11 protein-coding genes are annotated in these 12394 nt (G+C 40.9%); 5 read left to right on the forward strand and 6 right to left on the reverse strand.

Annotated elements, in window-relative coordinates:
• Positions 1 to 36 precede the first annotated feature (36 nt).
• Entirely contained in the window at positions 37 to 981 is a 945-nt protein-coding gene (locus tag G7092_RS05390; protein WP_166086958.1) for an MlaD family protein, read from the forward strand.
• A gap of 245 nt (positions 982 to 1226) precedes the next feature.
• Here the strand turns inward: G7092_RS05390 and G7092_RS05395 are convergent, their stop codons facing one another.
• The 4 genes from G7092_RS05395 to G7092_RS05410 form a co-directional block, all read right to left on the reverse strand.
• Positions 1227 to 2141: a ribonuclease Z gene (locus tag G7092_RS05395; protein WP_166086960.1), complete on the reverse strand. Its 915-nt coding sequence runs from the start codon at positions 2139 to 2141 to the stop codon at positions 1227 to 1229.
• A 22-nt stretch (positions 2142 to 2163) separates the two neighbouring features.
• Positions 2164 to 2541: an STAS domain-containing protein gene (locus G7092_RS05400; RefSeq protein ID WP_076378832.1), complete on the reverse strand. Its 378-nt coding sequence runs from the start codon at positions 2539 to 2541 to the stop codon at positions 2164 to 2166.
• Between the two features lie 53 nt (positions 2542 to 2594).
• Entirely contained in the window at positions 2595 to 3539 is a 945-nt protein-coding gene (locus tag G7092_RS05405) for a phosphoribosylaminoimidazolesuccinocarboxamide synthase (RefSeq protein ID WP_166086962.1), read from the reverse strand.
• A gap of 87 nt (positions 3540 to 3626) precedes the next feature.
• On the reverse strand, positions 3627 to 4586 hold the full coding sequence (locus G7092_RS05410; protein ID WP_166086964.1) for a PhoH family protein: 960 nt from the start codon (positions 4584 to 4586) through the stop codon (positions 3627 to 3629).
• Between the two features lie 100 nt (positions 4587 to 4686).
• Here G7092_RS05410 and G7092_RS05415 point away from each other — a divergent pair, with 100 nt between their 5' ends.
• The 4 genes from G7092_RS05415 to G7092_RS05430 all read left to right on the forward strand — a co-directional run bounded on the left by G7092_RS05415 (position 4687) and on the right by G7092_RS05430 (position 9457).
• A complete protein-coding gene (locus G7092_RS05415; protein ID WP_166086966.1) occupies positions 4687 to 5463 on the forward strand; it encodes an SAM hydrolase/SAM-dependent halogenase family protein in 777 nt (258 codons plus the stop codon).
• 90 nt (positions 5464 to 5553) lie between these two features.
• Positions 5554 to 6072, forward strand: a complete 519-nt coding sequence (locus tag G7092_RS05420) for a hypothetical protein (protein ID WP_235953782.1) — start codon at positions 5554 to 5556, stop codon at positions 6070 to 6072.
• Between the two features lie 28 nt (positions 6073 to 6100).
• Positions 6101 to 7933, forward strand: coding sequence for an ABC transporter ATP-binding protein (locus tag G7092_RS05425; RefSeq protein WP_166086969.1), 1833 nt, complete (start codon positions 6101 to 6103; stop codon positions 7931 to 7933).
• Positions 7934 to 8056: 123 nt separating this feature from the next.
• Positions 8057 to 9457 carry an MBL fold metallo-hydrolase gene (locus G7092_RS05430; RefSeq protein WP_166086971.1) on the forward strand — a complete coding sequence of 467 codons (1401 nt, stop codon included), beginning with the start codon at positions 8057 to 8059 and terminating at the stop codon, positions 9455 to 9457.
• Here G7092_RS05430 and G7092_RS05435 read toward each other — a convergent pair.
• Together G7092_RS05435 and G7092_RS05440 are read right to left on the reverse strand one after the other, a co-directional pair.
• Entirely contained in the window at positions 9448 to 9993 is a 546-nt protein-coding gene (locus G7092_RS05435) for a GNAT family N-acetyltransferase (protein ID WP_166086973.1), read from the reverse strand. The two genes, G7092_RS05430 and G7092_RS05435, sit on opposite strands and share 10 nt — an antisense overlap.
• Before the next feature lie 342 nt (positions 9994 to 10335).
• A complete protein-coding gene (locus G7092_RS05440; RefSeq protein ID WP_166086976.1) occupies positions 10336 to 11841 on the reverse strand; it encodes a glycoside hydrolase in 1506 nt (501 codons plus the stop codon).
• Between the last annotated feature and the right edge of the window lie 553 nt (positions 11842 to 12394).

The following is a 12394-nucleotide window of genomic DNA, read 5'->3' on the forward strand; positions in this document are numbered from 1 at the left end:
AACAAAAAAATAATTTAACCCGAAAACCACTACTTAATGAAAATTTCAAACGAAACAAAAATAGGTGCCCTTACAGCCATAGCCATTACTATATTGATATTAGGATATAGCTTTTTGCGCGGTAATGATGTTTTTTCGGGTTCCAATAAATATTATGCCGTTTACAGAAGCGTGGAAGGCCTTGCTTTAGCAAAACCGGTATTGGTTAACGGGTTTCAGATAGGACGTGTATCAAGCATGAAATTACAGCCCGATGGACATACTATTGTAGAGTTTAAGATTGATCCGGATTATGTTATACCCAATAACACCCTGGCTAAACTATCAAGTACCGATCTTTTAGGCAGTAAGGCTATTGTTTTTGAACTGGGTAACAGTAAAGTAGCTGCTGAAGATAAAGACACTCTGAAAGCCGATATACAAGGAAGTTTGGCCGAAAGTTTACAACCCATCCAGAAAAAAGCCGAAATGCTGATATCAAAAATGGATTCATCATTGGCAGCTATCAATAAAATACTGAACCCTAACTTTCAGAAAAATGTTGACCGGAGCTTTATGAGTATTGCCAATTCGCTGCAAACATTAGAGGGTACTACTAAAAAAATAGATAATCTGGTAGCTTCTCAATCAGGACACATCAATGGTATTTTAACTAATGCAGAAGTAGTATCCGGCAGTCTGAAAACGAGCACATCTCACCTGAACGGCATGACTGCTAACTTTGAAAAGGTGAGTAATGATATCGCATCAGCAAACATCAAACAAACTTTAGACAATGCCAATAAAGCCATGGCAGATCTGCAGGCTACTATTGCCAAAATCAATAATGGCCAAGGTTCATTAGGCTTATTGATGAATGATGATAAGATGTACAAAAATCTTACTGATGCATCAAATAACCTGAATAACCTGTTCATCGACCTGAAAGCGCATCCAAAACGATATGTAAGCTTCTCAGTTTTTGGAGGTAAAAAAGACTGATCTTTAGAATCAAGAAATTAGCGTCAAGAATCAAGACGGAAAATATGCATCAAAAAGTGGGTTTACATGGGTTTACACTTTTTACGGTTTATATTGATATAAATAATTGACAATCAAATAGATATGTCATTTTTCAAGTTAAAAAGTGGGTTTACATGTAAACCCACTAAACAAAAAAAGCAAACGATGTTCGTTTGCTTTTTTTGGTATAGACAGTTTTGATTCTTGACTCTAATCTCTTGGCTCTATTCTATAGCGAATGTTTTTCCTTCAATAGCCAATTCGGTCTCTGGAAAAACACTTCTGGCTTCATCGAGCAATTCATTCAGGGTTTTATACCTGGCCGAAAAATGGCCAATCAACAATTTCCGGGCATGGGTTTTTAGCGCTATCTCTCCTGCCTGCAAAGCTGTGGTATGATGCGTATCTTTCGCCCTGTCCAACATATCATTTAAAAACGTAGCCTCGTGATAAAGCAACGTAACATTACTGATCTGTTCAAAATACTGCTCGTTATAAATTGTATCTGAGCAATAGGCATATGATTTTGGTATTTGGGAGTCTATAGTTAAAGTATCATTTTTGTACACCTCCCCACTTGCTGATGTATAATCACTTCCTCTTTTTAAAGCGGTGTAATACTCCACCGGAACATTCAGGTTTTCCAGTTTCTCCTTTATCAACTTACGCAAACGTTTCTTTTCTTTGAAAAGGAAGCCAGTACAGGCAATACGATGATCAAGCGGAATTGTTTCTACGATAACATCACTATTATTGACAATTACTTCGGCATTTTGGGCATCGATAGCAGTAAACTCCAGCGGAAACTGTAGCGTTGTTTCCGAATATTTAAACTGCAGGTCTATAATCTCTTTCAAGTGAGCCGGCCCAAAAAGATAAAGCGCTTTTTTACGGCCATTAAGATGCATAGACGATAATAAACCTATCAGCCCCAAATAATGATCGCCATGAAGATGACTGATGAATATATGATCGATACGGCTCGCCTTAACATCAAAACGCAGCATTTGCTGCTGGGTACCTTCGCCGCAATCAATTAAATACAGGCGCTCATTGATATTAAGCGCCTGTGCTGTAGGATTTCTGTTAAAAATGGGTGTCGCGGAACTACTCCCCAGTATTGTTACCTCAAATTTCATATAGGGTAAACAACCATAAGGCCTATCTTGCTTCTTTTTTCAGCTCTTTTTCAATCTCTTCCATGAAAATAAGATCGATACCTTCTTCGGCTGTAGGTACAATGTTCAGTACATTATCCAATTGTGATATGGTTACTAAGCGGGCCACTGCATCATTTAAACCTGCCAGGATAAATAACCCAGTAGCATTTTTACATAAACGGTGCCCTACCAGTAAACTGCTTAAACCAGAAGAATCTGCAAATTTTACCTGTGAAAGATCAAGAATTATATTTCGCTGACCTTCAGTATTGATCAATATCAACTCAGACTTTAATTGAGGTGTAACCAACGAGTTCAATTTCGACTCATTAAGTTTCACTAAGATATATTTCTCGTGCTTATCGACAGTAAATTTCATTCTTATTAATAATTAGAAAGCTAAGATATGATAATTTTACGTGTAATTAAAAACTACAAATTTGTTAATGCGGCTTTGATGCTGTTTTCAACCCGGTTGAGTACACTCTCGTTATCAGGTTTTACAAATACTTCGCCGATAATTTGCTCATATAACTCGATATAACGTTCGGAGATCGACTGTACAATTTCCGGGGTCATCACCGGCACTACCTGGCCATCTTTACCCTGGAAACCGTTTTCAATTAACCATTTCCTTACAAACTCTTTCGAAAGTTGTTTTTGCGCCTCCCCTTTCTGCTGGCGCTCTTCATAACCTTCTTTATAAAAGTATCTTGATGAGTCGGGAGTATGTATCTCATCAATCAGATATATCTGATCCCCAACCTTACCAAATTCATACTTGGTATCAACCAGGATCAAGCCTTGTTTGGCTGCTATTTGAGTGCCGCGTTTGTACAAAGCTTTGGTGTAAGCTTCCAATTTAGCGTAATCATCAGCAGATACAATATTTTGTTTCAATATCTCGGCTTTTGATATATCCTCGTCGTGCCCAACAGATGCCTTGGTAGTGGGTGTTATGATAGGCTCTGGTAATATATCGTTCTCTTTTAAACCTTCGGGTAAGCTTTCTCCGCAAACTTGTCTTTTACCAGCACTATATTCCCGCCAGGCATGACCGGCTAAATAACCACGGATCACCATTTCTACCTTAAAAGGCTCACAAATGCGACCAATAGTAACGCTCGGATCTGGTACAGATATTACCCAGTTTGGTACAATATCAGCAGTAGCCTCTAAAAAACGGGCCGCTATTTGGTTAAGTACTTGTCCTTTATAAGGGATAGCTTCTGGCAGCACCACATCAAAAGCAGAGATGCGGTCGGTAACCACCATGGCCAGGTATTTATTATCAATCGTATAAACATCACGTACCTTGCCTTTGTAGTAGTTAGTTTGGCCTGGTAAATTAAAATGTGTTTCTTTTATCGCGTTCATTCTTTTTAGTTCATGGTTGATAGTTTATAGTTCATGGATGATTTGCAAGAATACTATGAACCATCAACCATGAACTATGAACCTTCCCTATTGTATATCCCCGTAAGCTTCCAGTATTTTACGTACCAGTTTGTGCCTTACCACATCTTCGCCGCTCAGGTAAACAATTTCAATTCCTTTTATATCAGTTAATATGCGCAACGCGGTATGCAAACCTGACTGCTGTTTTTTGGGTAAATCAATCTGGGTAACATCACCGGTAACAATAAACTTGGCCGATGGGCCCATACGGGTCAAAAACATTTTGAGCTGCATATCAGTAGCGTTCTGTGCCTCATCTAATATCACAAAACAATTATCCAATGTACGACCGCGCATAAATGCCAGCGGAGCTATCTCAATGGTGCGATTCTCCAGGTAAAACTTCAGTTTTTCTGCAGGGATCATATCATCAAGCGCATCATACAAAGGCCTCAGGTACGGATCTATCTTTTCTTTCAGGTCGCCCGGTAAAAATCCAAGATTCTCCCCTGCTTCAACCGCCGGCCTGGTTAAAATTATCCGTTTGATCTCCTTGTTCTTGAGCGCCCTTACCGCTAAAGCAACAGCGGTGTATGTTTTACCGGTACCCGCTGGCCCTATGGCAAAGAGTATATCGCTTTTGTTGATACAATCAACCATTTTGCGCTGGTTGGCCGTGCGTGCCTTCACCATAACCCCGTTTGGCCCAAACACAATTACTTCGCCGCTGGCAAATTTATCTGCTGAGGGATCAGCTGATGGTGCATTTGTATTTTTTGAGCCCAGGATACGCTCCAGGTCGGTAATATTCAGGTTTTCGAACTTCTCTACGTGTTGTAGCAGGTGATCGAATTTTTCCTGAAAAATATTCAGTTCGTGATCATCACCCAGAATTTTAACTTCGCTGCCACGCGCAACTATTTTAAGCTTAGGATATTGTTTCTTAATGATCTCAAAATGATCATTATTTGGCCCCCACAATACTGCCGGATTTACATTTTCAATTGATAGCTTTAGCTCGTTCAATACTAATTTGATTTTTAGTTACGGATTTTTATGAATTAAAAATTGAATATTTGTAGCTTCAAATGCTACTACAAGATTAGCAATAAATATTATAAAATTAATGGCAATAATAACATTAACTACTGATTTGGGCGATAAAGATATTTACCAGGCTGCTTTGAAGGGCAGCATCTACAAATTGTTGCCCACAGTGAATATTGTTGACATTACCAATAACGTTGCCGCGTTTGATGTACAGCAAGCGGCCTTTATACTAAAAAACAGTTTTTATTACTTTCCTGATGGTACCGTACACCTCATTGGTATTGATACGGTGTATAACGACCACACCAAATTTCTGGCCGTAAAGTATAAAAATCATTACTTCGTGGGTGCCGATAATGGCATTTTTTCGCTGATGTTTAAAGAAACTCCGGAGGAGATTGTGGAAATAAACATTATGCAGGATCTTAAGTTCTTACATTTTCCGTTAGCAGATATTTTTGTAAAAGCGGCCTGTCATCTGGCTAAGGGTGGTAAGCTTAATGAGATAGGCATCCCTATACAGGATATTGAAAATAAAATGAACCTGCAGCCCGTTATCGAAAAAAACCTGATCAAAGGTGTAGTGATCTATATCGATTCGTTTCAGAACGTAATTACCAACATTACCAAGGAGTTTTTCAATAGCGTACAACAGGGTCGTAAATTCGTATTAAATTTTAAACGTAACGAAACTATCAATCATCTGAGCTGGCATTATAACGAAGTTCCTGTTGGAGAAAAATTGTGTCTTTTTGGTATAAGCGATCATTTGGAGATAGCAATTAACAAAGGTAACGCCAGTGGCCTTTTAGGTTTAAATTTGAATGATAAGGTAATCATTGAGTTTCAGTAGCAGCATGAAACCATCATGAGCTATCGCTCACACCAAAATGTATAAACATCTCATGATAGCTTCATCTCCATTAAAAATCAAATTATACAGATGAAAAAATTCTTACTGATTGGTATTATCCTCTTTTTATTTAATGACTTATACGCGCAAACTGACGCACAGGTAAGTGCCGATTCCGTAGCTTATCAGTTGCAGCGTAAAAAAATAAACAGTATGCTGGATGCCCGTAAAGTACGCTTTGGGCAATACGGTCAAAGCCTCAATGAGCATACCGGGATATTCGGTTTTCAAACTAAAGGCGATATCCGCCGGTCGAACGATATTTTGATGGATATTGTTAAAACCGACGATAACATTTATAAAGAGCTTAAGATCCTGCTGGAATACAGAGCATTTCAGCAACGGCAGATTCAGAGCCACTCCAAAGAAGCCGAAACTATTAACCAGAATTATGTCAATCTGATCAGCAAGTTAAGGCAGCAAAATGCAACATTAAAGGCAGATAATCAGCGAGCTGCCACTATGCAGCGCATCTATATTTTGATCATTGTTCTCATGATTGCGTCAATTTTATTTCTGATAAGCAGAAAAAGTAAAGTTAAGGTGTAATTTTGCGATCTTAACTATAAACGTATACATGGCAAGAGGACGGCTGAATAGTGGCGCTAAAGCAGAAGCAGAATTACCCAAAGCAAAAATAAACAGGCAGAGCATACAGAACATCCGTAAGCTGCTCAATTACATTAAACCTTACCGGGGCAAATTTATAGCCGGACTGATATTTTTGTTTATATCCAGCTTGGTTGGGCTTGCTTTTCCTAAAATATTAGGGGCATTGATAGATGCCGCACAAGGCAAATTTCCCAACAGTTATTTACCCCATAGCCTTAATGCTATTGCCATTGCTGGCTTTCTGTTATTATTTGGGCAGGCCTTTGTTTCCTTTTTCAGGGTGGTTTGGTTTGTTCAGGTAGCCGAGAAATCGCTGGCAGATATCCGTCGGGACACTTATTTTAAGCTGATCACCTTGCCGATGAACTTTTTTGCCAACCGCCGTGTTGGTGAGCTGAACAGTCGCATATCAGCCGATCTGTCACAGATACAAGATACCCTTACTACTACTTTTGCCGAGATCATCAGGCAACTGGTAATCATGGTAGGCAGCGTTATTTTGCTGGCTGTGGTATCCATAAAATTAACCCTGGCTTTATTGGCTATCCTTCCCTTCCTGGTAGGTTTCGCCGTATTTTTTGGGAGATATATCCGCAAACTATCCCGCCAGGCACAGGACAGGCTGGCCGAATCCAATACCATTGTCGAAGAAACCCTGCAAGGTATTGCCAATGTTAAAGCTTTTGTAAACGAGGCCTACGAAGCCACCCGCTATGATAAAATTCTGCGCATGGTAGTGAACATAGCTGTAAAAGGCGCCAAATTCCGCGGCATATTTGCATCGTTCATCGTATTTTGCCTGTTTGGGACCTTTGTGGGTGTGATATGGTACGGTTCGGTACTGGTGAGTAATCACGAGATACTGGTAGGCGATCTGACTACTTTTATCATGTACTCCATATTTGTAGGCGCTGCCATGGGTACTTTCCCCGATCTGTATGCTAATCTGCAAAAAGCTGTTGGAGCAAGCGAGCGTGTGTTGGAAATACTGGCCGAACAAGGCGAAGACATACATATGGTTGAAAATAACAACCAGGTAGATCAAAAAATCAAAGGCAACCTGGCTTTTGACAAGGTGGTGTTCGCCTATCCTTCCCGGTCTGAACTTACTGTTTTAAAAGGCATTTCGTTTGATGCAGCTGCAGGGCAAAAAGTGGCTATTGTTGGGCCAAGCGGTTCTGGTAAATCAACCATGGCATCGCTTATCCTTCAATTCTATCATCCTCAAAATGGCAATATTCTGTTTGATGGTCGCCCAGCTTCAGATTTTTCCATTACCGATATCCGTAACCAGGTAGCTATTGTACCGCAGGATGTAATGCTTTTTGGCGGAACTATATCCGAGAACATTGCCTATGGCCGGTTGAGTGCATCGAAAGAAGATATTATACAAGCTGCTAAACGCGCCAATGCGCACCAGTTCATTACTTCCTTCCCCGAAGGTTATGAAACTGTTGTGGGCGAACGTGGAGTTAAACTGTCTGGTGGTCAGCGCCAGCGTATCGCTATAGCCCGGGCATTGCTTAAAAATCCTTCTATATTGATATTGGATGAGGCTACTTCATCATTGGACTCTGAATCAGAACGCCTGGTACAGGAAGCCCTGGAAGAGTTGATGAAAGATCGTACATCCATCATCATAGCACACCGTTTGTCGACCATTCGCGAGGCTGATAAAATCATCGTGCTGGAAAAGGGCGAGATCATTGAATGCGGTAACCACCTGGAATTGATCAGCAATGAACAGGGTCTTTACCGCTATTTGAACCAGTTACAATTTGATGCGCAGAATGGCTAATGTTGGCGTTTTACGTTGGGTGTTTTACGTAATACGTTAAACTTTCTGAAATAATTTTTTCAATTATTTATATTACCCCCCGAACAACGTAAAACGTCATACGTATAACGCATAACATAAAAAATGAAATTAACCATACACGGGGCGGCCCGTCAGGTAACCGGCAGCATGCATTTGCTGGAGGTTGACCGATATAAGATTTTAGTGGATTGCGGGTTAGATTACGAGAAAGACCGCAGCATACAGGATAACGAGAACTTTCCTTTCCGCCCGGAAGAAATCGATGTGGTGATACTAACGCATGCGCATATCGATCATTCCGGCAATCTGCCCACGCTCATCAGAATGGGTTTTAACGGGCAAATCCTATGCACCCCACCTACTGCCGACTTAACCGAGCTCCTGCTACTCGATTCGGTTAGTATCTTCATGAATAAGGCTAACAAAGGCCATAGAAAGCGTGGTAAAGGCAAATTCAATACCGGCGGAGGCCCACAGCCACTTTACCTGCAAAAACACGTGATGGATACGGTAGACCGTTTTGTGACCATCGGCTTTAACCGTCCCTTCCGTATCAATGGCAATATTGAACTCACTTTTATACCGGTTGGGCATTTACTGGGTGCTGCATCCGCAGTGCTGCGTGTTACCGAAAACGGCGAAGAAAAATCCATCGCCTTTACCGGTGATATAGGCCGCAAAAACTACCCGGTATTAAATGATCCACAGGAATTGCCTCCGGTTGATTACCTGGTTACGGAATCAACCTATGGAGGCCGCTATCACACTAAAGATAAATCCGTTGAACAAACCCTGATAGAGGTTATTGATAAAGCCTGTGTTAAAGAACAAGGACGGTTAATTATACCCGCGTTTAGTATCGGTCGTACCCAATCATTGGTTTATTCGCTTAACAAGATCTTCAGCGAAGGCTTGCTACCACCAGTTAAGGTGTTTGTCGACAGCCCTATGGCTACCATGGCCACAGGCATTTTCAGGAAGTACCACAGCCTGGTGAACCAGGACGCCCAGGATTTTTACAAGGATAAAGGCGACGAATTTGAGTTTGAAAACCTTACCTATGTAGAGAATCTAAAGGATAGCCGCCAGATATCCAATTATTACGAGCCCTGCATCATCATCTCTTCGGCGGGAATGCTGGAAGGTGGCCGTATCCAGGATCACCTGTTTTATAATATTCAGAATTACTACTGTACCATTCTTTTTATAGGCTATTGTGCCAAAGGCACTCTAGGTCACCGTTTACTGCGTGGCGACTCCATAGTACACATCAAAGACCGTGAACTGGCCGTTTATGCTACCATCAAACAAACCGACGTACTGAGCGCCCACGGCGATCATAACGACCTGATGGAGAATGTAAAACATCAGGATAAGTCAAAGCTCAAAAACGTGTTCCTGGTACATGGCGAAACCGAAAGCATGCAACTACTGGCCAACGACCTGGAGCAGAATGGCTATACGGTTACTATACCAGAGAAAGATATAGCGTATCAGCTATAAGCGGGGTTAGCCAGTAGATAATGATAAAATGACCTATGGCCACCATGCTCTGTTTGGGCGAGTGTAAAGCCCAGTTTTTCAATAACATGTACAGATACCGCATTTTCGATATCAATGGTGGTAACAATCCGTTTTAGGTGATGATCATTAAAACCAAAGCGAATCAAAGCAAGCCCCGCTTCGGTGGCATAACCTTTTCGCCAGTGTTGATGAGCTATGTAAAGGCCCATGGAGGCATCACCCTCTATGATTTCACCCGCCTCATTATAGTGCGGATACAAACCACACCTGCCAACGTATTGATTGTTTGATTTTAATGTGGTAGCCCACATAGCCCAGAAACCATCATGGGGCTGCATGGGGCCATTAATAAACCTGTCTTCGGCTTCCACCCGGGTACGGGGTTTTCCGCCAACATATCGCCGTACTTCAGGATCCTGCTCCATGGCGCAAAAATCGTCCATGTCATCAAGAGTATGCAGCCGGAAGAGCAGCCTTTCCGATTCCAGAATTATTTTTCCAGTATTGAGTTTCATTTCATGATCCCAAGGAATACCCTAAGATACAAATCCCTTCTGAAAACTTTTTAAACCTTTAATTTTAACATTTTTCTGCCCAAAATCAGATCAAAAACGCTCGAAAATTACTTTAAAACACCCCATTTTAACACTTTTTAACAAATTTCAACGCGCTTTTGAGCAGTTTTTAAAACTTTAAAAAGTATTAAATATTTGACCATCAAATAACTACATAAAAAAAGTTAATTTTTGGCTTGATTTTGACCTTAACCAAACAGCCCGGGCCTCTTAAAAAAGAGACCCGGGCTGTTGTTATATGTAAATATAATCAATTGAATTATTTAAAACAAATCGGCAAAGCTACTGACCTTTAACCCCAGTGAAAGTTGTTACACTCAGAGCTGGTACCGTAACGCTGATGCTTCCGTCGGGGTTGGCAGTTACAGGAATGCCTTGTAGCCAATGAGCATGGTTATTGCTATCGGCAGTGAGATATGAGTTTAACGTAGCCGCGGTAAACCCTTGTAATTGAAGGGTACAAACGGCAGATTGATTACCCGTATTAACCGCAACAATACTAAACTTACCGCTTGAAGGATCTTTAAAGGCTGATACTTTCAATGAAGAATCATTCTGCACGTTGGCATCAAAACGAACATAGCCAGGGCGTACATATCTTGAAAACTGCCCCATAACATCATAAGTTTTGGCAATATCCAATGAACCATCACTATTTTTATTGATCAACGCCTCATTATCCTGTCCGGCTAGCATGCCCAACCAGTATACAAAGGCGTTTACATTACAGGTTGTCAGGAAGTTATGCATGCTGGTGGCTAATTTCAAGCCCTCTCCCATGGTATTGTCATAAGCTACACCTGCATCAGATGTTTCGGTGAGCCATACCGGTTTACCACCAGTACTAAAGGTCCAGGCTGAAGGGGTTTGATTCAGACCCTTTTTACCAAGAATGGCATCTACCACTCCTACATAACCATGGCCGGCCAAAATATCGACATTGCTTTTATCCATTCCCGACAAAAAGCCATTGGCTGTATCCCAGGCCGCGTTTTCAGAAGCAATGATCTTAACCGAATTGAGACCCTTTTCATTTAATGCCGGGCGGAGATTATTGGAAACAAACTGACCAAGATGTGCCGCATCCCAATATGATGCAGCCCAGGATGAGAAAATATTCTCGGGCTCATTGGTTGGCGATACTGCAGAAAAATTAACACCTTCACTTTGAAAAGCTTTTGCAAAGCCTGCTATATATCTTGCAAAATCGGTAGAACTGGTGTTGAAGTTAAGCCCGTTAAACCACTGTGCGTTTACACTGTTCGGATTAGTTTTCATGGCCAATGGCGGCGTCCACGCGCTGGCAAACATTACCGGCACCTGGTACTTGCTCTTTACCGTTTTCATGATCCATAATTGCGCCAACTGTTCTTTCTGATCATCCGTTAAGGAAGTATAGGCGCTGCTGGTTACATCTACGTTAATATCTGCTCCGCTGGGTTTTATAGTTACCACTCCGCTGGATTTATCAAAAGGATAGGTATACAGGATCTCTCCGCGGATGATATTGAGCTGTAAACCCTGATTGCCCCAGAGGTACGCCATAATAGTATCCCGTTTGGCCGATTCAAAAAAGGGAGTAACTCGTCCGCCGAAGCAGCCAAAACCATCAATGGTTTGGTAGGTTTTATCCCAGTTAAATGTAATACTGGCCGATGTAGTGCCAGCTGTAACAAGTGACTTACTTTTCGAAGTCTTCACTTCCTCCAGTGTGCCTTTTTTACAGCTCCCGGCTAAAATAGCAGCGAGCATAGCCAGTCCCGCGATTTGTAATTTGTTGTTTTTCATAGGTGGTTGGATTTTAATTTGTTTATTTTATATAATCATGATTGGTAAGCATATTTAGGGTGATACCTCCCACGGAGGCGATATTTTAATTCGGATAGATTATGGTTTAAATTGGGGATAGTGTTTAGTATATATACAATTATAATCACTATTTATAAACACTATGTAAACTAATATTAAACTTACTCAACAAAAATTCAACCGAGGCAATCAGCTATTTTTGTTATTAAACAATCATATATAAAGTTGGAAAGGAGGTTATATTACTTAAAAGCAATGAAGCTGGGGTTTAAATTTACGTTGCGTTACGGTTAAACCTACAGCAAGCTATCAAACAATGAATCAGATGTTTATAAATACTAAATAAACCAATCACAATGTTATTGATATACATAACCACACTTACGAAGTTTTGAAAACTTAGTAAGTCTTAAATAATGTCAATCCAACCATGTCAATTACGAGCGCAGCAAGGCAATCCGTAATAGCCCATCAAATAGTTTTATGCAAAAAGGGGTGTCATGCTGAGCTCCGTCGAAGCATGGTGGGCAGG

Source organism: Mucilaginibacter inviolabilis, from assembly GCF_011089895.1.
Classification (GTDB): Bacteria; Bacteroidota; Bacteroidia; order Sphingobacteriales; family Sphingobacteriaceae; genus Mucilaginibacter; species Mucilaginibacter inviolabilis.

Excerpts from the sequence above, each read along its gene's own strand:
- G7092_RS05390 (WP_166086958.1), top strand. The coding sequence starts at position 37 with ATGAAAATTTCAAACGAAACAAAAATAGGTGCCCTTACAGCCATAGCC.
- G7092_RS05395 (WP_166086960.1), bottom strand. The coding sequence starts at position 2,141 with ATGAAATTTGAGGTAACAATACTGGGGAGTAGTTCCGCGACACCCATT.
- G7092_RS05400 (WP_076378832.1), bottom strand. The coding sequence starts at position 2,541 with ATGAAATTTACTGTCGATAAGCACGAGAAATATATCTTAGTGAAACTT.
- G7092_RS05405 (WP_166086962.1), bottom strand. The coding sequence starts at position 3,539 with ATGAACGCGATAAAAGAAACACATTTTAATTTACCAGGCCAAACTAAC.
- G7092_RS05415 (WP_166086966.1), top strand. The coding sequence starts at position 4,687 with ATGGCAATAATAACATTAACTACTGATTTGGGCGATAAAGATATTTAC.
- G7092_RS05420 (WP_235953782.1), top strand. The coding sequence starts at position 5,554 with ATGAAAAAATTCTTACTGATTGGTATTATCCTCTTTTTATTTAATGAC.
- G7092_RS05425 (WP_166086969.1), top strand. The coding sequence starts at position 6,101 with ATGGCAAGAGGACGGCTGAATAGTGGCGCTAAAGCAGAAGCAGAATTA.
- G7092_RS05430 (WP_166086971.1), top strand. The coding sequence starts at position 8,057 with ATGAAATTAACCATACACGGGGCGGCCCGTCAGGTAACCGGCAGCATG.
- G7092_RS05435 (WP_166086973.1), bottom strand. The coding sequence starts at position 9,993 with ATGAAACTCAATACTGGAAAAATAATTCTGGAATCGGAAAGGCTGCTC.
- G7092_RS05440 (WP_166086976.1), bottom strand. The coding sequence starts at position 11,841 with ATGAAAAACAACAAATTACAAATCGCGGGACTGGCTATGCTCGCTGCT.